Origin of the sequence: Anaerophaga thermohalophila DSM 12881, assembly GCF_000191885.1 — a bacterium.
GTDB classification, from domain to species: domain Bacteria; phylum Bacteroidota; class Bacteroidia; order Bacteroidales; family Marinilabiliaceae; genus Anaerophaga; species Anaerophaga thermohalophila.
In genome coordinates, this window is the sequence record NZ_AEWI01000034.1 from 31,864 (window position 1) to 50,116 (window position 18,253).

General features: G+C 38.0%; 16 protein-coding genes, 1 tRNA gene and 2 CRISPR repeat arrays. Of the genes, 13 read left to right on the forward strand and 4 right to left on the reverse strand.

The window, feature by feature from the left end; genetic code table 11:
* Positions 1-330: 330 nt before the first annotated feature.
* Both ATH1_RS0110640 and ATH1_RS0110645 read left to right on the forward strand, forming a co-directional pair.
* Complete coding sequence (locus ATH1_RS0110640) at positions 331-690, forward strand: DUF6249 domain-containing protein (RefSeq protein ID WP_010421315.1); 360 nt, start codon at positions 331-333, stop codon at positions 688-690.
* Positions 691-1,629: 939 nt separating this feature from the next.
* Positions 1,630-2,337 (forward strand): cytidylate kinase-like family protein, encoded by a 708-nt coding sequence (locus tag ATH1_RS0110645; protein ID WP_010421317.1) that lies wholly within the window; start codon positions 1,630-1,632, stop codon positions 2,335-2,337.
* A gap of 77 nt (positions 2,338-2,414) precedes the next feature.
* On the opposite strand, the gene ATH1_RS0110650 is transcribed toward ATH1_RS0110645, so the two are convergent.
* Both ATH1_RS0110650 and ATH1_RS0110655 read right to left on the reverse strand, forming a co-directional pair.
* Complete coding sequence (locus tag ATH1_RS0110650) at positions 2,415-3,269, reverse strand: fructosamine kinase family protein (protein ID WP_010421319.1); 855 nt, start codon at positions 3,267-3,269, stop codon at positions 2,415-2,417.
* A 150-nt stretch (positions 3,270-3,419) separates the two neighbouring features.
* Positions 3,420-3,899 carry a low molecular weight protein-tyrosine-phosphatase gene (locus ATH1_RS0110655; protein ID WP_010421321.1) on the reverse strand — a complete coding sequence of 160 codons (480 nt, stop codon included), beginning with the start codon at positions 3,897-3,899 and terminating at the stop codon, positions 3,420-3,422.
* Positions 3,900-4,268: 369 nt separating this feature from the next.
* Here ATH1_RS0110655 and ATH1_RS0110665 point away from each other — a divergent pair, with 369 nt between their 5' ends.
* Both ATH1_RS0110665 and ATH1_RS0110670 read left to right on the forward strand, forming a co-directional pair.
* Positions 4,269-5,249, forward strand: a complete 981-nt coding sequence (locus ATH1_RS0110665; RefSeq protein ID WP_010421325.1) for a DnaJ C-terminal domain-containing protein — start codon at positions 4,269-4,271, stop codon at positions 5,247-5,249.
* Positions 5,250-5,453: 204 nt separating this feature from the next.
* A tRNA-Met gene (locus tag ATH1_RS0110670) sits at positions 5,454-5,527 on the forward strand.
* Positions 5,528-5,950: 423 nt separating this feature from the next.
* Here the strand turns inward: ATH1_RS0110670 and ATH1_RS22795 are convergent.
* On the reverse strand, positions 5,951-6,100 hold the full coding sequence (locus ATH1_RS22795) for a DUF418 domain-containing protein (protein WP_081467442.1): 150 nt from the start codon (positions 6,098-6,100) through the stop codon (positions 5,951-5,953).
* Between the two features lie 17 nt (positions 6,101-6,117).
* Positions 6,118-7,164, reverse strand: coding sequence for a helix-turn-helix transcriptional regulator (locus tag ATH1_RS0110680; protein ID WP_245531768.1), 1,047 nt, complete (start codon positions 7,162-7,164; stop codon positions 6,118-6,120).
* A 241-nt stretch (positions 7,165-7,405) separates the two neighbouring features.
* A CRISPR array of direct repeats spans positions 7,406-8,227; the repeat unit is 37 nt; unit sequence GTCAGAGAAGGTATTCCATTAAAACAAGGATTAAGAC.
* Between the two features lie 910 nt (positions 8,228-9,137).
* On the opposite strand from ATH1_RS0110680, the gene ATH1_RS0110695 reads away from it, so the two are divergent.
* The 9 genes from ATH1_RS0110695 (at position 9,138) to ATH1_RS0110735 (ending at position 17,431) form a co-directional block, all read left to right on the forward strand.
* Positions 9,138-9,818, forward strand: a complete 681-nt coding sequence (locus ATH1_RS0110695; RefSeq protein WP_010421334.1) for a CRISPR-associated endonuclease Cas6 — start codon at positions 9,138-9,140, stop codon at positions 9,816-9,818.
* Between the two features lie 3 nt (positions 9,819-9,821).
* Positions 9,822-10,886 carry a type III-A CRISPR-associated protein Cas10/Csm1 gene (gene cas10 / locus ATH1_RS0110700; protein ID WP_010421336.1) on the forward strand — a complete coding sequence of 355 codons (1,065 nt, stop codon included), beginning with the start codon at positions 9,822-9,824 and terminating at the stop codon, positions 10,884-10,886.
* A gap of 16 nt (positions 10,887-10,902) precedes the next feature.
* Entirely contained in the window at positions 10,903-12,423 is a 1,521-nt protein-coding gene (cas10, locus tag ATH1_RS0110705; protein WP_425358287.1) for a type III-A CRISPR-associated protein Cas10/Csm1, read from the forward strand.
* An 11-nt stretch (positions 12,424-12,434) separates the two neighbouring features.
* Positions 12,435-12,911, forward strand: a complete 477-nt coding sequence (gene csm2, locus ATH1_RS0110710; protein ID WP_010421340.1) for a type III-A CRISPR-associated protein Csm2 — start codon at positions 12,435-12,437, stop codon at positions 12,909-12,911.
* Between the two features lie 112 nt (positions 12,912-13,023).
* Positions 13,024-13,668, forward strand: a complete 645-nt coding sequence (csm3, locus tag ATH1_RS0110715) for a type III-A CRISPR-associated RAMP protein Csm3 (RefSeq protein WP_010421342.1) — start codon at positions 13,024-13,026, stop codon at positions 13,666-13,668.
* Positions 13,669-13,680: 12 nt separating this feature from the next.
* Positions 13,681-14,670: a type III-A CRISPR-associated RAMP protein Csm4 gene (gene csm4, locus ATH1_RS0110720; RefSeq protein ID WP_010421343.1), complete on the forward strand. Its 990-nt coding sequence runs from the start codon at positions 13,681-13,683 to the stop codon at positions 14,668-14,670.
* Between the two features lie 4 nt (positions 14,671-14,674).
* Positions 14,675-15,814, forward strand: a complete 1,140-nt coding sequence (gene csm5 / locus ATH1_RS0110725) for a type III-A CRISPR-associated RAMP protein Csm5 (protein WP_010421344.1) — start codon at positions 14,675-14,677, stop codon at positions 15,812-15,814.
* Between the two features lie 6 nt (positions 15,815-15,820).
* Positions 15,821-16,975 carry a Card1-like endonuclease domain-containing protein gene (locus tag ATH1_RS0110730; protein WP_010421346.1) on the forward strand — a complete coding sequence of 385 codons (1,155 nt, stop codon included), beginning with the start codon at positions 15,821-15,823 and terminating at the stop codon, positions 16,973-16,975.
* Between the two features lie 81 nt (positions 16,976-17,056).
* Positions 17,057-17,431 (forward strand): hypothetical protein, encoded by a 375-nt coding sequence (locus ATH1_RS0110735; protein ID WP_010421348.1) that lies wholly within the window; start codon positions 17,057-17,059, stop codon positions 17,429-17,431.
* A gap of 423 nt (positions 17,432-17,854) precedes the next feature.
* Positions 17,855-18,253: direct repeats of the CRISPR family, unit length 37 nt; unit sequence CTCTGAGAGAATATTCCACTAAAACAAGGATTAAGAC.

The following is an 18,253-nucleotide window of genomic DNA, read 5'->3' on the forward strand; positions in this document are numbered from 1 at the left end:
AAATAGTATGGAGTTGCGGTTTCTTATACCCATCAAACTTTGGCCAGGAATAAAACCTTTCATGTGCCTCATGCGGGCTTTTCGGGTGAAACGAGCATGACAAGGTTTGCTTTAATAGATTAATAGATTTTTAGATATAAGATTTAAGATAAAAAATAACGGGCTTTACCTCATGAAGATAAGACGCACCATAGTGTTTTATGGTTACAAGTTAATACCATTTTAATTTTATGGAAGTTTTTGTAACCAGGTAAAAATAATGAGCGTTCAACGAGCAAAACAAACAGTGAAACGATCACGACAAGTTTTGATAATGAAAAATAAATAGTTATGAATCACGTAGAAGTAATTGTCCCTGTAGCGTTTTTCGGAATGATTTTCGGAATTGTTGTTTTAGTTAGTTATTACCGAAACAAGCGAATGGAACGCACAGCTCTGATAGCATCCGGGAGAGATGCATCTATTTTTAAAGAAGGGGATAAAAAGAGCTGGATTAATTCGCTGAAGTACGGCATTTTCCTGATTGGTATTGCTATTGGTTTTATCGTTGGTGATGTATTGGCTGTCAGAGATGTTATAAGTAAAGGCATTGCCTATATTGCCATGGTGTTATTGTTTGGCGGATTGGCTTTGCTGGTGTTTTATCTTTTGGTAAGAAAGGATAAGGATATTTCCGGTTCGGAAGAATAGCAATCAGATAAAAAGGGGAATTATTATTTTTTTGTTCAAAACGTTAACAATTATTAACTTACAAAGTTGTCATTTTTACACTTTATTAGTCATATTTGTATTTGGGATTTTTTCATAAACTTGGATTTAAAAATGACTGGTTAAAGGAACTTCAGGATTTAACGATCCGGGTTCTTTTTTCCAGTTGTTTTAACCAGATTTAACCAGTGTTACGTCTTTTTAATTGATAATCAAACTATATTTGTAACAGATTTTTTTTCATAGATTTGGATTTGGTTAACAAAGCTGATTTAAGGGAAAAGGGCAGTGCTAAAAAGTAACTGTCCTTTTTTTGTCTTTTTATGTGGACGGAGCCTGAAGGACTTCTATGTTTATAGCAAAATATTATCCGATAAAAATGCGACGCCGAAGGTGTCGTACAAATAGGGAGTCAGACACTAATTAGTGCCGGTCTATAAAATCGGGAAAAGTTGTAATAAATCTGTGTCTGTTCAGAAAGTGTCATTTACAAGGCTTGCGAAGTCCGAAAATACGGAGTTTACTTATCGTAAATGAGTAATTTTCGGGCAAGCGTAACACAGTAAATGGCACTTTATGGATAGATACTAATTAACAAGCTTTAAGCCAGTTTTAGTCTTCTTAAAAAGAAAATTCCGCATCTTTGCAGTGTAGATTTTTTTCATAGACTTGGATTTGGTTAGCAAATGCTGATTTAAAGGGAAAGGGCAGAGTTTTCTGCCCTTTTTTATTTTGTATTTGTAGAAAAAATCGTATTTTTAACAAACACCTGACCTCGGAAAAGTACCACTTTAGCAGTGAAATGAATCAACTTTCTCAGATTTAGTAATTCATGAAGCTGTTCCTGTCCGTGCTGAACAGAATATATCGGTTGTTTCTGTAGTGAATTGATTATCAGTTGTTTTTTTAATAAACATAAATATGGACAATCTTTTTCTAAAATATATGCGTGAACGTACCGGGCGTAAAAAGAGTCCGGAAGGACCGACGTTTGAATCTCCGGGGCCGGTTATTACTATTTCCAGAGAATATGGATGTCCGGGCAGGAAGATTGCCAGACAGCTCGCTGAAACACTTACCCAAAAAAACAAAGCTCGTGGAAATAACCGTGAGTGGAAGTGGATCAGTAAAGAGATTATTGAAGAGTCGGCCCGTGAATTGAAATTGTCGCCATCTTTAATGGAAGACCTTTCGGAATACAAAGAGCGCAGTTTTTTCGAAAATCTGGCTCTCTTCTTTTCTGATGAATATTATCCCAGTGATGTAAAAATTAAAAATACCATTGCCAAGTTTATCTACAATGCCTCTGTTGAAGGAAATGTAGTCATTGTCGGACGCGCAGCAGAAGCCATCACCAAAAATTTTGTCAATTCACTGCATATTAAATTAAAAGCACCTCTTGAATGGCGGGCTCGCAAAGTGGCTGATGCTCAGGGGATGACCATCCAGGAAGCCCGCCGTGAAGCGCAGGAAATGGATCACAGACGGGTTGCTTTTAGGAATTATTTCGAAAAAGAGCGTCCGGACATCGATTATTTTGATATTTTTTATAATTGTGCTACCCTGTCCGACGAAGAAATAATTGAAAGTATCGTTATACTCGCCGAGTCGAGAGGGTTTGTTGTTTGATAATTTGGCCTTTCAGTAATTTGGATTCGCTCCCTGCCCTGTAATGCCGGTACAACACTTTGTATTTTCTTCCTTTTTTATCGAATGAGCTTTTCAAGCAATCTTATGGCTTGAGAATAGTAACCTGTTCCAAAAAGATTCAGGTGGTTCATTACATGGTAAAGAAGATATACCGGTTCCCGTTCGGAAGCTCCTTCCTTTAACGGCCATGTTTCTTCATAAGCCCGGTAGAATGCGGCCGAAAAACCTCCAAAAAGCTTAGTCATCGCCAGGTCGGCTTCCCGGTGTCCGTAATAAACGGCCGGATCAATCAAAACAGGATTGCCTTCGCTATCGGACATATAATTGCCTCCCCAAAGGTCTCCATGCATCAGGGCAGGCGGTTCTTCGCTGCCTTCAAGAATTTTTTCAAAGACTTTTTCAAGCGATGCAAATAAATGTTGCATGGTATTGTCGGCATATCCGTTTTTTTCGGCAAGCCTGAACTGGAACATCAAACGTTTGTTCCAGAAAAATAATGGCCAGTTATCAGCTTCGTCCTCCGAGGGAATGTTTTCCTGGGGGGTGGAACCAATAAAATTATCTTCAAAAAAGCCGAATTGCTCTCCTTCGTAGCGATGAAGTAGCGCCAGTTTGTGACCAAAATCCTCGAAAAAATCCTTCTTTTTTGAGCCTTGTTCGATGTGTTCCAGTATCAGGTAATCATTACCATAATCGATGACATCCGGCACTTTTATTACGCCAGGCTTTGTCAGTTCTTTAAGTCCGTTGGCCTCTTTTCTGAACATTCCGTTCGAGAATCCCTGTTTCAGAAAAAATTTTCTGCCCGATCTAGTGGTTATCACTTGTGAGTCGGCGATGCAACCTCCACCGACAGATGACATTCCGGCAATGTCTTCTCCCAGTATTTGTTCCAGTTGTTGTTTGTTCATCAGTATAAAATTAGTCTAAGTTATTGGTCTGATGGAACTCGCATGATTGACTTTATACATCAACTTTTGTGACAATCTTTGTCATGCTCGTTTCATATCGCATGACTTTTTAGTTTGATATTTTCCGGGTTTATTCCTGACTGCTAAAACTCAGATCTGTTCCTTTAAAAAGTTCAGGAGTCCGCCACATGCCTGCTCTAACAAATCGAGTACCAGCTCAAAGCCTTCATCACCGCCATAATATGGATCGGGGACTTCGTCGTACGGACATTCGCTGCAAAAGTCGGTCATCTTGAATATCCGGTTGACGGCGGGTGTCCCTTCAGCCAAACGTTCAAGGTCTCGCATGTTTTGATTATCCATGGCGATTATCATGTCGTAGCGTTCAAAATCCACGTCAGGATCGACCGGGCGACTTATGCTGGTAAGATGATAACCTCGTTTCTGAGCATGTTTTTGCATTCTTTCATCGGCCGGCTCTCCTGCATGATAATCGGTCAATCCCGCCGAATCAATCTCAATCCGGTCGGCTAATCCTTCCTTTTCGACCATTCCCCTGAAAACAGCTTCGGCACTTGGGGAGCGGCAAATGTTTCCGAGACAGACAAATAGTATCTTTTTCTTATCCATATTCTCTTTTCCATGTTCTGGTGCAAATATACGAGTTTAACCGGAGTGACCGGAAAAATTGAAGGGATTGTGAACGGGCCGGGTTATTTTTCCACAATGTGTGGAAAATATTACACAATTAGGTGGGCAGAAAAGTTTTTGACAGCTTTGAATGAATTTTATACTGCACTCATAACATTTTTCCCGCTCTTTTATTGCCGGTAAAAAATGTGAATTTTGTCCGATGGCATCTGCTGCTGAGAGAGTGATGTCAAATTGACAACTAAAAACATCTGTTTATGTGTTGTTTAAGTCATTTTGTCGTCAGTGATACTTTAATACGGGTTTGGTCCGGACTTTGTATCTTATCCAAAAAAAGTCCAGTCAGCGATGGAATATAAAGATTACTATAAAATATTAGGGGTTTCGAAAAACGCCAGTCAGGACGAAATTAAGAAAGCCTACCGCAAGCTGGCCGTGAAGTACCATCCCGATAAAAACCCTAACGATAAAGAAACAGAGAACCGCTTTAAGGAGATAAACGAGGCTTATGAGGTGCTCAAAGACCCTGAGAAGCGGAAAAAATATGATCAGTTAGGGGCCAACTGGAAACAGTATGAGAATGCCGGTTTCAGCGGCGGTCAGGGCTCAGGATTTGGTGGTTTCGACTGGTCGCAGTTTGGCGGCCGGCCTGGAGGAGGGCGTACCTATCATTTTGAGGGCGATATGGATGACCTTTTTGGTGAGACGGGTAGCGGTTTCTCCGATTTCTTTAATATGTTCTTTGGTGGCATGGGCGGAACGGGCAGTTCAGCCGCTCAGGGTTTTGGCAGGCGTAGTCGCCGGCCTACCAAGGGACAAGACCTGCAGGCTGAAATTGAACTTTCGGTTTACGAAGCCTGTCACGGCACCTCCAGGATACTGAATGTCGACGGCCAGAAGTTGAGGATAAACACTAAACCCGGCGCTTACGATGGTCAGGAACTGCGTATTAAAGGAAAAGGCGGGAAAGGTTCCGGGGGTGGCCCCAGTGGCGATATTTATCTGAAAATAAGGGTTCGTCCCGATCCGGAATATCAGATCGACGGACATGATATCATTAAAGAAGTGCCGGTGGACCTCTATACCGCCGTCCTGGGAGGTAAGATACGGGTAAATACCCTGAGTGGCGTCATCAATGTTACGGTACCAAAAGGGACGCAACCCGGCAAGATGTTGAGACTTCGCGGGAAAGGTATGCCTTGGCATAATCAACCCGGCAAATATGGAGATTTGCTGCTTCGCCTGAAAGTGAGCATCCCTGAAAATCTGTCGGCTAAAGAGGAAAAATTATTTAAAGAGTTGAAGGAATTGAGTCAGGGGCGACAGTAATTTCAAGTATTGGAATTTAGTTGTTTACGTGACAGTATTGAAAAAAGAGCTGTTTTTCTGCCTCAAAAATTGGAGAATACCTTCAAAACGCCTACATTTGCAACCGCAAAAATGGAATTGTTGGCAGACTGACATTGTGATGTTCGAAAATTTTGAATCCTTCAAATTACAATTGGGATGTTCAACGTCTGAAAAGGTATTAATGGCGAGGTAGCTCAGCTGGTTAGAGCGCATGATTCATAATCATGAGGTCGGCGGTTCAAGCCCGCCTCTCGCTACGAGTAACAGGATTAAACTTTTAAAAGGTTAATCCTGTTTTTGTTTAGGCTAATGTTAAGGTTAAGGCTAAGGTTGAGGTTGAGAGTTCACCACAGATGACGCAGATGGGCACAGATTATTTTTATTAACATCAATGAGTCCGGTCTAAAAAACATCTTTGTTGCAAAACTCGTTGTTGTTTTAAAATTTTGCATCCTCATTAACAACAAGTTAACTCCGGTACAAAAATTTAAAACGCCTTGATTTTGACAAAAATATGCTTTTTATGCTGCACTCATTCTTCCGGTTTTTACAAATGGATACGGATAAGCGTGTTTTTTGTTTCTTTGTTGTGAAGTAGCGCGTTGTATGGAATCTGAACATAAAGAAGTGATGATGGAAAGTTTTGTTTCCTGTATTCAGGTCAAATTATGCCAAAACTGTTACTCCAGCTCCAGTTTATGGCTCTTGAACCACCACTGACTGAAGAGTGTTTTCAGAATGCTCAATGCCAAACCGATAAGCAAACTAAAGGTAGCTCCGGTATATTGATAAAGGCCCGGCCCCAATCCATAGTTGAGTGATGCGTTTATTTCTGAACTATGCCGGGTTACCGGTAATAATTAAGTGCTTTTATTAACCTCTTTTCGATTTTTTCTCTTAGCCATTCGGGTTGAAGTACCTCCAGATTATCTCCATATCCCAGCAAAGTCATTTCAAGTTCGAAATTTGGAATAACCTCTATTGAAAATATCATACTGTTATCGTTTAGTTTATCAACCAGTAACTGGGAGTGATGGATGGGTTTTGTCCTGATATATGGTGCTGAATCGGATAAGACTTTGAATACTATTTTTTCCGGCTTCCGGTTTTCCGGAATTGTGACGCCAACAACATCACTAAACCAGGCTGCCGGGTTAAAATTATCCGGTGGCGGGATAAAAGGTCCATCTTCGGTTTCAGCGCTTACTATTCGGTCGAAAGCAAGATTGTAAATTTTACCGGCTCTTTTTTCCCATCCAATAACATACCACCTGTTACGGTATTCTTTTATGAGATACGGAAACAACAACATATTTAACGGCATCTCTTCATAAAAAGGCAGATATATTATTGAAAGGGGCTTCTTATTGTCAACAGCATATTGTACAATATCCATTTTCTCGAGCCCGGAAGATATTCGTTGCTGTTCAAAGATAACGTGGTTTTCGTCCTGGATTATTCGGTCATCAGTACCTGAAATATCTTTCAGAAGAGCAATAAGTTCACGCACTATAGGGATATAATGCAATTCTTCAAGCACAGATAAAGCTTTTGCTATAAGATTTTTGTCTGCCTCTTTCAGTGCCGGTGCGAATATAGAAAAGTTCTTTTTTGAATATTGATAGAGGCCCTGCCGGCACTCAATAGGGGCATTGAACCCTATGGGAGGAGGCTGACGCATAGTTTCGAAATCGTAATAAAGGGTACGTTTGCTGATGCCTTCTTCATCACCAAATTCACTACGGAGGGCTTCACTTACTCGTTCCTGTATTTCATCTATGGTACGCGTGTAGCCGTTTTGTAACAAGCTGTCGATAATTCTATACCTGAAAGCCGCTTTTTTGTTCAATCCCATAACGTTAACAAAGATAAATATTGTGTTTTTATTTTTCACAAAAATTTTTTAATTTGGCTTTGGTTGAAATTGTGTTTTCACCTGTTTTTTATACCACACTCATTAATGTAAAACGTTCTTTGAAATTTTAGCAAAAAACTGATAGAAATCATTGTTTTATGTTTAAAATAGTTTTAAAATTGCACCTTCAATTAGAAAGTTAATTTTGAGTTAAAATATTCAAAATAAAGTTAATTTCTATTTGTAAAATATTGATTCCGTTGAGTTTGAAAAAATAGCGGTCAGAGAAGGTATTCCATTAAAACAAGGATTAAGACAAAATTTTCCTGGACTACTTCGTCTAATGTTTCTGTCAGAGAAGGTATTCCATTAAAACAAGGATTAAGACCCAAATTTTCCATGGTTAAAAAAATTAATATGTTGTCAGAGAAGGTATTCCATTAAAACAAGGATTAAGACTTCGTTAAAATCACTAATTTCTTTTTTTAATTTTTGTCAGAGAAGGTATTCCATTAAAACAAGGATTAAGACTTATTCCGGGCTGCGTTGAACAACGTCTGAATGTCAGAGAAGGTATTCCATTAAAACAAGGATTAAGACTATCAGAATTTTTGCAGCATGTTGATTTATGGCAAAGTCAGAGAAGGTATTCCATTAAAACAAGGATTAAGACATTATCTCTTAAATTCATTGTCTTAAGACTTTAATTGTCAGAGAAGGTATTCCATTAAAACAAGGATTAAGACGGAAGGGAACGGCCTTTATTTCTATTCAGCCGTGTCAGAGAAGGTATTCCATTAAAACAAGGATTAAGACCGCATATATTCAAACAAACGGTTACACGACGTTCCGTCAGAGAAGGTATTCCATTAAAACAAGGATTAAGACATTCTTTTATTTCTTTTTCAGTATATTTATCAGAGTCAGAGAAGGTATTCCATTAAAACAAGGATTAAGACTTTTATTATTTAAAATGAGACACTAAATAAAAAAGTCAGAGAAGGTATTCCATTAAAACAAGGATTAAGACTCAGCGTATTAAGATGCAACGTAATGTAATTACGTGTCAGAGAAGGTATTCCATTAAAACAAGGATTAAGAAGTGATTTGATTTTGATTATAATCACTCTAAAGAATCTTGATGTTTTCTTCTACCCGAAAGTTGGAGTTGACGGAAGGAATTCTTTCCTTTTTTGCAAATCCATTGCATTGATGGAATATATTTTGGCAAAAAATTAAATACTGCACTCATAAAACTTGTGTTAAATACATACGGCAGTACTTTAATGAAAGAAAAAGATGCTTTTGCCGTTGTGTCGAAAGAAGGAAAGCAAATCATCCTGCCTGATAAAGGTCTTGTCCCTGTACAGCTTCAACGCAGGAAGGGTTTCCGCTTCGTAGCGTTAAGAAAGGGGAATAAACCACACCATTTTTTTATTTCTCTTAAAAAATGCATATATTTCTGAAACATTATCTGTGAATGAAACGAGCATGGCAAAGATTGCCACAACAAGAATATGTAACACTTAATCTCAACCTAACCTAATCCGATGAGATTCTTCGTCGTGCCTCCTCAGAATGACAAGTGGCCTTCTGTCATTCTGAACGAAGTGAAGAATCTAAAAACAGTAAACAGACTAAAATGTGATTTTATTGATGTTAATAAAAATAATCTGTGTTCATCTGTGTCATCTGTGGTGCATTCTCAACCTCAACCTTAACCTCAACTCTAATTTTCTGTAATAAGATGAGTCCTGATAAGCCGATACGAGTTGAATAACTCAGATAAATAAATTTTATACGAAGACTGTCAAAAATTCTGTGACAAACAAAAAAATCAGGATCATGATCGGCGTTGCAAATTGGTTGCACTGAAGTACAATAATTTTACAAAAAAGCCGGATTATTTATTCATAGCAATGAAACGAGCATGACAAAAATTGTTACAAAAGAACATGTATAAAACTCATTCATGCGAGTTCCATCCGACCTTAATAATTAATTTTATACGAATGAAAAAAATCCGATATCTTCATATAGAATTTGATGAAGAAATTGAAGGGTATGAAATACCAGCATTTCGTGGCGGTATCATTCAAAAGGCCGGTCGCGAAAGTATATTGTTTCATAATCATTTAAGCGGACACAAATTTTTATATTCATATCCTCTTATTCAGTACAAAACCCTCAGAAAAAGGCCAGTCATCATTTGTATCGAGGATGCAGTTGATGAAATACATAAGTTTTTTGAGAATCAGGATTGGTCGCTTCAAATTAGTGGAAGATCACTCGATATGAATATCATCGCCCTGAGAATGAAGCAGTTTAATTTACAAATATGGAATCATGTATTTCATTATTATATAAGAAACTGGTTGGCATTAAACAGTAAGAATTATCAAGAGTATAAAGAAATGGAAGATGATACTGTTAAAACTGAGTTTCTTGAAAAAGTATTGAAAGGAAATATATTGTCTTTTGCTAAAGGTGTTAAATGGAATATTGATAAACCAATAGAATGTAAAATAACCAGGTTTCAGCAGCCACGAAAAGCGACTTTTAAAGGAAATACTTTAATGGCTTTTTCGGTTGAATTCTGCACCAATGTGTTTATTCCGGATTTCATTGGCCTGGGCAAAGGTGCAAGCCATGGTTTTGGTACTATTTTACAGTTAAGAAAGAACAATAATTGACCTATGGATTACTTACGCGAACAGGTCTATTTGGCCGGATTATTACACGATATTGGAAAATTTTTTCAACGTGCAGACTCAAATTCAATTGAGACCTCTGATTTATTACCGAAAGAGGCAAAATATCTGGAAAGTCAATATTGTCCGGTATTTAAAGGTAAGTACAGTCATAAGCATGTTGTCTGGACCGCAGGCTTTATTTCAAAATACGCCCGGGTTTTTGATAATTTGTTTGGCCTGGAACCAAAAGGCCGGTCGAAACTTATAGCATTTGCTTCAAGTCATCACCTCAGTGCTGATCAGCTAAGGGAGAGTCCTGCTCTTTTTATTCGTGAGGCAGACCACCTTTCTTCAGGCATGGATAGGAATAGTGTTGAAGCCTTTAAAGATGAACAGGTTATTGATGATTGGGATGCTTTCAAGAAAATCCGTATGGTTTCAATTTTTGAAGGGTTGGGAGAAAATGTCACCAATCGTTCCTTTAAATATCATCTCCCGGTTGATTCGTTAAATTTTCGCGAGGATTGGTTCCCACGGCAGGAATTCACAAATCCTCCCGATTATACTGATTTGTGGCATCGTTTTGAATCGGAATTCAAATTTATTCAGGCAACCGATTCCCGGGTGTTTAGTGAAACCTTTTTGAATTTACTCTACAAATATACATCCTCTGTCCCTGCCAGTACCGTAAACTTCCCCGATGTTTCGCTTTTTGATCATTTAAAAACAACCGCATCTATGGCCGTATGCTTATATGATAAATCACTTGAAACCAATGTTGGCAATGATGACGAGTTTTTAATGATTGGCGGCGATTTTAGCGGGATACAATCCTATATCTACAATATTCTCAGCAAACAGGCTGCAAAAAATCTTAAAGGACGTTCTTTTTACATAAAGTTGCTGTCCGATGCTGTTGTTTACTATTTGCTGAAGGAGCTTGATCTCTTCCAGGGTAATGTTATTTATAATGCAGGCGGGAGTTTTTATCTTTTGGCAGCCAACACGAAGACAGTAAGAAATAAATTTTCAGAATGCAAAAAAAACGATAGAAAAGAAAATATTTGAATCGCATGGCAATTCTATTTATGTTGCCCTGGATGCCGTGTCAATAGGAAAAAACACATTTTTGTTGAGGAATGAAAAAAGTTTGAGTGATGTGTGGCAGGATTTGTTTGATCGACGAAATGCAGCCAAGAGACACCGTTATCCGGAAGAACTGATAAATAACTATGATAAATTTTTTCTGCCCGGCGATAGTGGAGGCGAAACGCTGCGTGATGCTGTAACAGGAGATGAACTAAAAGAGGAAGATGCCAGACGTTTGAGTAATGACGATGATGGCAATGAATATGTGAGCGAATTAAACTGGAAGCAAGTTTTTCTGGGCAAAAAATTGAGAGATGCCGAATTGCTGGTGATATCAGACGGACCGTTAACTTACTGGAGCGAAAGGGATTTTATTGACCCTGCGGGTTTAGGATTCTGTTTCTATTTTTTGTCGAAAAAAGACGTCGAAACCAGGCGGGAAGAATTACAAAGTTCGGCCGACAAGGTTAAAATTATAAGTCTTAAGGCTGATGCCAATGGCAATTGTGATTTTTTGAACACTGGAGTTCAGGGATACAACAATGTTTTTGGCTTTGATTTTTTGGGTGGGAATGATTTTCCTAAAGATGAAGAGGGGTACCCGTTAACATTTGATAAACTTGCCGGTAAAAGTGATTTTAAACGGCTTGGCTATTTGCGTATGGATGTGGATAACCTGGGGATGATTTTCAGAAGCGGGCTCCCTAAAGAAATGATCACACTTTCAAGATATGCTGCCCTGAGCAGAAATCTGGACTGGTTTTTTAAAGGATATATTAATACCATCTGGAAAGAAAAATACCATCAGGATACCAGCATCATATATAGCGGAGGGGATGACCTTTTTCTTATTGGAAGATGGGATAAGGTTTTGGAGTTCGGGAATGATATCAGAAAATCATTTAAGAAATATGTTTGTTTTAACCCGTCTTTTTCTCTTTCCGGGGGGATTGCTATTGTCCCGGGGAAATATCCCGTTAAAAAAGCTTCTGTGGATAGTGAGATTATGGAAAAGAGAGCAAAAAGTCATTTTTATGAGAACAATGTTAACGGAGATGGTTCGCTGATAGAGAAGGCCGCTATTACAGTGTTGGGAATCCCTCTTAACTGGGACAATGAATACGATACCATTGAAGGTTTAAAAGACATTCTTGTTGAGAAGCTGACTCAAAAAGACAATTTTTTACCGAAATCATTCATTACTAAAATAGAGACGCATCATTCAATGGCTTTGAGGTCAGGTAAATCTGAAGCAGCTACTGATGATACTTCATTTATCAAAGAAATACCGCCTAAGGTAAAATGGATGATGGCCTATGATTTTGGACGTATGGCCTATAGGATGAAAGACAATGATGTTAAAAACTTAGTGAAACAATGCCAGCGCGACATATTTTCCAATACCATCAACAACAAAAAAATTAATACTAAATATCATTCACTTGAATTATGGAATCTGGCTGCCAGACTGGCTGAATTGCAAATGAGAACACAGAATACTAAAAATAAATTTTAACAGTAATAGATATGCCACAACAAAATTTTTACCAAAAAAACGAAACAAACAACAGGCACGGGAAGCCTGTGTTTGTGAAAGACAAAGGAGGAGATCGACATAACGATTTTGCCGCGGATTTTAAGGAAGAATGGATTGTTAAGGGTGTTGATCAGGATGCGGTCTCTTTTGCTGACAGGTTAGGGAAATTTCTGTATGAAAATAAACTATCAACGTCCCAGATCAGGAATGTATTTGGAGAGATAAAGCGTATTGAAATCAAAGGATTCGAGAAAGAAAAATCCAGCTTTTATTTGTTAAAACCTAAAATGGCTTACGCAGCTTCCCGGGTTGAAAAGTATAAAGCTAAAGGAATCAATGCATTAAAGACAATTTTCGATTTGTCTCATAGTAAGGTTGAGAATGAAGCTACCTACAAAAATTTTGTTGACTTTTTCGAATCTATACTGGCTTATCATAAGGCTTATGGAGGCCGGGATAATGGATAAGATGTTTTTTAGCCCGCTCTGTTCACGAGCTTTCGTAATAAAACGGGCATGCCGGAGTTTACATCAATAAGGTTATGATATCAGCACATGAACTTAGATAAATTTTATACGGATGAAAAAATTAGTTAAAAAGGTTTTAATCACCGGCGAAATTAAATTGAAAACCGGGATGCACATAGGAGGTACAAACTCCGCCTTAAATATCGGTGGTCCCGATAAATTTGTAATTCGTAACCCATTAACAAAAGAACCCTATATCCCTGGTAGTTCATTAAAAGGGAAATTGCGTTCTTTGTTGGAATTGTCGGAAGGAACCGTTGAAACCGACGGAAAAGTGTGGGGCCCTACTAAGAATCCTGAAGATAAAGCAGGAAAGCTATTCGGAACAGTTGGAAAATATCAGCAACCTTCCAGGTTGATTGTGCGCGATGCACCAATTTTGTCGAAAATTGAAGAATTCGAGAATACCGACCTGCCTTTTACTGAGGCAAAAACCGAGGTTAGTATTTGTCGCATTACTGCTCAAGCTAATCCCAGGACTTTCGAGAGAGTACCCGCTGGTGCACGTTTTCAGCTTAGCATGGTATTAAATGTCTTTGATGAGGATAATGAATCAGAACTTCGTGATTCGCTGCAAAAATCCATTAAACTTTTAGTGGATGATTATATAGGAGGCAATGGTTCTAGAGGATATGGTCAAATAGAGATTAACGATTTGTCTTTCGTTGAAAAAGATATGGCAGCTTACGACAATTAAAGTTTTATCCGGATGTTGAAAAAAACAGTTTTTAAATTAAGCTTTTCTGGTCCTCTGCATATCGGTAAAGGCTTGGGTGAAGCTTACGATACTACGGACAACATTCTTCATTCTGATACTATATCAGGACTACTTGCTTCGATTTGGAGTATGCAAAATAACGGGGCAGGAGTTAAAGAATTTATGAGTCATTACCGGGTAAGTTCCGCTTTCCCTTTCTGTCAATCTTTGTTTTTCCTGCCTTTACCGGTTGGAGGCGGGCAGTTTTTAAATGTAACCGGAATAGAAAGAGGCAAAGCCGGAAAACTTATTAAGAAAATCGAGTATTTGCCCATGGAATTATGGGAGAATTTGGTTACGGGACAAACACTGGATTTCGATATAAAGCGCTTATCTCCTTGTGGCAAATTTCTTTTTCCGGATAATATTTCCCCTGCATCTGTTTATTCCGACGAGTTGGAGCAGCGGGTTACAGTTCCCCGTGGAGGAGCAGCTGATTCGGTTCCGTTTTATTTTGAAAAAAGGTTTTTTTCGAAAGATTCGGGTTTGTATTTTTTCTGTGAAACCCCCGATCAAAAGGCAGATGAAATAGAAAAACTATTAAAAGCTGGTGAAACAATTGGTATAGGAACAGATAAGAGTGTAGGTAATGGTCAGTATAAAGTTGAACGATATACCGTCACTTTTAATGATGAAATTGCCGGAGGTGAAGCTTTCCAATTGCTGTCTTTATATTGCCCCGCTAAAAAAGAAATTGAAAATGTTCAGATGAGCAGAAATGACTATCATCTGATTAAGAGGGGAGGATTTATTGCCGGCACTACCAAAGATGAGTTCAGACATTTACGAAAAAAATCTTTGTTTATGTTTACCGAAGGTTCTCTTTTCAGAACCCATGAACCCGAGGGTAAAATTGAAAATGTACGTCCCGAATGGAATGATGCAAATCTTCATCCGGTTTTCAGAGACGGAAGAGCTTTTTATTTACCTGTAAAATTATAATGCTATGCCGCAAGTTGAATTGACAACATTGACGCCTGTACATGTGGGAAATGGTAATTTCCTTCAGAAAAATGTTGAGTTCGTTCAAATGAACTACGAAGGCGGTTTGTCTGCAGGCATTATTGATGACCATAAAGTACTCGCTATTATCGATGAAGACAGAATAAATGACTGGGTTTCACTAATTGAAAACAGAGGCAATCTGGTTGAGTTTATTAAAATCAGAAAGCATGATTTGTCACTGGATGAAATTTCCCGGCGAATAATGGTTATTGATGCAGATTTTCAGGAATTTGAGTCACTCAAAGAACATATTCATAATGGAGAAGGACGTCCCTATATTCCCGGTTCTTCACTGAAGGGGGCTTTAAGATCGGCTGTCTTTAATCAGGAAATAAGGAGGCTCGGAAAACCGGTGACCAAACAAAAATTAATTAGTACGAACAGGAAGAATGAACAAGTTGCCAGTGCCAAAACATTGGAAGATGAATTGTTCGGAAAGGATCCAAAAGAAGATGTTTTCCGGTTTTTGCGGGTTGGAGATGCTTATTTTGCCAAAGGCGATACAGTGGCATTAGATCTAAAAAGTTTAAATATTGTCAGGGATGGAGATAAAGTAATATTAGACAGAAAAGTTCATCAGTTGACCGAAGTGATTGATGCAGATATTAAGGCAAATTTAAGTTTAAAATTAAATTCCGGTTTGCTGGATATAAATAACGCCAAAGGGTACATCAATAAAAAATCACCTTGGTTAGCCGATTTGTCAGCATTATTTAAACTGGTCAATAAAAATACGGTTCAAATATTATCAGAAGAAATTGAATTTTGGGAACCCGATGAACAACGTTTTGAGCCTGTTGAACAATATCTTTCACAATTAAGTGATATTAAGACCATCGCTGATAAATGTACCGAAGATGAATGTATTACACGCCTGGGACATGGCGTTGGATGGACTTTTATTAACGGAGCCTGGGTGGAAAACGAGGATATCCTGTCTGATGATATATACAGAGAATTGGTGCAAATTATCCGCCACAACAAGTTCAGGTACGAAAATTATCCGTTTCCTAAAACCAGAAGGGTTGCAGATTCAGATAACATCGAATTACTCGGATTTGTAAAATTAAAAATAATTTGAGATAACATGGCAAAAACACTTGTAAGCCTTGTTTCTGAAAAAACCATTCCCAACGTTGAGTTAATCAAAGAATTTAAAAGTACGATACAACGCTTGATATTTGTTACAACGCCCCGTATGGAGAAAAGCGGTGAAACGGAATGGATTATTGATGCTGCCGGAGTAAGGGATTTCCCTGTCGACAGAATTATTGTTAATCCTTTTGATCCCAAAGATATAGAACATAAGCTCAGAACGCATTCTTTTGAAGAAACCGAAGAGTTTATTGTTAACATCACAGGGGGTACAAAGCTGATGTCTTTGATTGTTCATAGTGTATTTCGTGATTTGGGTGCCCGTATCTGTATCTGTATCTATTATGTTACAGGTCAGGGGAAGTCTTATTTGAAAATATTTCCTCTAATCGGAAAAGACCACTTTGTGATGGAACAAAATATAACACTTGATGAGTATCTGACAGCTTATGGTTTTAAAATTGAAAAGCCCGACCAGCATTGTGCCTGTTCAAGCGACTACCTGGAGAGTTTCCTGAAAAAATTCCTGAATGCCAAAACAGAATATTTTGATGCCTTAAATCGCTTACGAACTTTAAGAAGCAAAAAGGGTGAGAAACCAATAAAAATTGAAGATAACGGCATTGTTGAGTTACTTGATTATTTTAATTTTCATACGGAACGTGACGGCGAATTAACCAGAAAAGAAATAAATTTTCTTACCGGTGGATGGTTTGAATGGCTTACGTATCTCAGGGTAAAAAATGATTTGTCGCTGGATATGTCTGATATTGGACTGGGCTATATGCTGAACAAAGGCGACGTGCAGAATGAAATGGATGTGATGTTTGTGAAAGACAATAAATTATATACAATTGAATGCAAAACCGGAATTACGGTTACAGAAAAAACTGAGGATGGAAAAACAAAAAAAAGAAATCTGCTGGCTGATATAATTTATAAATCCGATTCCTTGCGAAACAAGCTTGGATTGTTTGTAAATACATCTGTCTTTACGCTTTCAAAAATTTACGATGAAGATAGTGCTGCTCCTTTCCAAAACATGAAAGATCATCTGGAACGTGCCACCCAAAGTCATGTACATGTTTTTGGAAGGAAAGATTTGACTTCGGGGAATGATATAAAAAAACTACTTGATATTAGTTAGTGTCTATCCCTAAAGTGCCGGTTGCAAGCATGATACAACAAATGGTACTTTAGGCACAGACACGGGTTAATTTCATCCTCTATGCTTATTAATCTCAGTAATCATCCTTCTTCGGGCTGGAGTGAAACTCAACTCGAAGCAGCCCGTGAGTGGGGACAAATAGTCGATCTTCCTTTTCCGGTTATTGACCCGGAAGACGATTCAGAAAACATTAAACATTTGGCTGTCGCTTATCTGAATAAGCTAAATGAAATGCTTTCCGGACAGGATAATGTGAATGCCGTTCATCTCATGGGCGAACATACCTTTTGTTTTGCCATGGCCCGGCTGTTGCAGAAGGAAAACATTACCTGTATGGTTTCTACCACGCACCGTATGGTGACCTATGAGAGCAACGGCGAAAAAACTACCCGTTTCCGGTTTGTGAGATTTCGCAGGTATCCGGAGATAGATTAATTGTGAAATAGCAGCGGGCGTTTTTTAATTATGTGTGAGTTTGGCAACAAAGATGCTTTTTAGGTTGGACTTATGTAATGTATGGACGATCTTTGTTATACTACAATATGCTCAAAATTTGTTTCCGAAACAAAGAAGAAAGTAGTTTTTCCGGTGTCTGTACAACCCGAAAAGCTGAAAGCTGATGACAATGGAGAGTAACGCCTGTTTAAGAAATTTGACAGCTCATTGAAAATCTTTAAATTTGAATAACTTTTTACGTTCTTTGATATTTTGAAATTCTGATAAAAATCATTGTTTTTTGTGTCAAATATTTTTATATTTGCACTCCAAAACAAAAAGTTAATTTTAGTTTAAAATATCTAAAATAAAGTTAATTTTAGATTGTAAATGTTTGATTATCTTGAGTTTGATTAAATAGCTCTCTGAGAGAATATTCCACTAAAACAAGGATTAAGACTTGTCAAGGTCCTCGTCCCTGACATCATCAGACTCTCTGAGAGAATATTCCACTAAAACAAGGATTAAGACGATACCTGGATGGTTTAAGCAGTATAATTTGATCCTCTGAGAGAATATTCCACTAAAACAAGGATTAAGACAGATTGACGTTTAATACCATTAATGACCGTCTCATATGCTCTGAGAGAATATTCCACTAAAACAAGGATTAAGACACTGATAGTAGATTCGTATACTCGTTGTGGCGATTCACTCTGAGAGAATATTCCACTAAAACAAGGATTAAGACGAAAGTTTTTAAATTTTCCATGACTTTAATTTTACTCTGAGAGAATATTCCACTAAAACAAGGATTAAGAC

Bases quoted from the DNA above. Each gene is read 5' to 3' on its own strand.
- ATH1_RS0110665 (WP_010421325.1), top strand. From the start codon at position 4,269: ATGGAATATAAAGATTACTATAAAATATTAGGGGTTTCGAAAAACGCC.
- ATH1_RS0110640 (WP_010421315.1), top strand. From the start codon at position 331: ATGAATCACGTAGAAGTAATTGTCCCTGTAGCGTTTTTCGGAATGATT.
- ATH1_RS0110695 (WP_010421334.1), top strand. From the start codon at position 9,138: ATGAAAAAAATCCGATATCTTCATATAGAATTTGATGAAGAAATTGAA.
- ATH1_RS0110645 (WP_010421317.1), top strand. From the start codon at position 1,630: ATGGACAATCTTTTTCTAAAATATATGCGTGAACGTACCGGGCGTAAA.
- csm5 (WP_010421344.1), top strand. From the start codon at position 14,675: ATGCCGCAAGTTGAATTGACAACATTGACGCCTGTACATGTGGGAAAT.
- ATH1_RS0110730 (WP_010421346.1), top strand. From the start codon at position 15,821: ATGGCAAAAACACTTGTAAGCCTTGTTTCTGAAAAAACCATTCCCAAC.
- ATH1_RS0110735 (WP_010421348.1), top strand. From the start codon at position 17,057: ATGCTTATTAATCTCAGTAATCATCCTTCTTCGGGCTGGAGTGAAACT.
- csm2 (WP_010421340.1), top strand. From the start codon at position 12,435: ATGCCACAACAAAATTTTTACCAAAAAAACGAAACAAACAACAGGCAC.
- cas10 (WP_010421336.1), top strand. From the start codon at position 9,822: ATGGATTACTTACGCGAACAGGTCTATTTGGCCGGATTATTACACGAT.
- csm3 (WP_010421342.1), top strand. From the start codon at position 13,024: ATGAAAAAATTAGTTAAAAAGGTTTTAATCACCGGCGAAATTAAATTG.
- ATH1_RS0110655 (WP_010421321.1), bottom strand. From the start codon at position 3,899: ATGGATAAGAAAAAGATACTATTTGTCTGTCTCGGAAACATTTGCCGC.
- csm4 (WP_010421343.1), top strand. From the start codon at position 13,681: ATGTTGAAAAAAACAGTTTTTAAATTAAGCTTTTCTGGTCCTCTGCAT.
- ATH1_RS0110650 (WP_010421319.1), bottom strand. From the start codon at position 3,269: ATGAACAAACAACAACTGGAACAAATACTGGGAGAAGACATTGCCGGA.